Origin of the sequence: Ruminococcus sp. AM26-12LB, from assembly GCF_003480785.1 — a bacterium.
GTDB classification, from domain to species: Bacteria; Bacillota; Clostridia; order Lachnospirales; family Lachnospiraceae; genus Blautia_A; species Blautia_A fusiformis.
Map to the genome: position 1 here is coordinate 1 of NZ_QUJX01000048.1, position 318 is coordinate 318.

Sequence of the window (318 nt, forward strand, 5' to 3'; positions counted from 1 at the left end):
GTATTTGAAGGCAGATATATTGAGGTGCTTTATAAAGCTGCCAATTTCAGGCACTTAACAGGTGTGGCCACAAACCTTTCCGCAAAAAAGTTTTATAGTTATGCAGCAAAAAAACTGCTTCAGGCTTCGCAGATATTTTTTACACCGCAGCACCCTTTTTCATTGTGTAAGCGTAAAATTAAGCATATCGGACAGATTGCAATGCTGGCTGGCTCAGAAGGCTTTATGTTGGAAGAGATTGTTACAGATACGAGAACTTATAAGTTTGGCACAACAGATCTTAATTTTACTCTATGCTTAAATAAAGAGTATGATGAT

The 318-nt window shown here is 37.4% G+C and carries 1 protein-coding gene; it reads left to right on the forward strand.

Annotated elements, in window-relative coordinates; genetic code table 11:
- Nucleotides 1-318 (forward strand): PBECR4 domain-containing protein (locus DW694_RS17390; protein WP_286187296.1); only part of this gene is annotated, 318 nt, incomplete at both ends.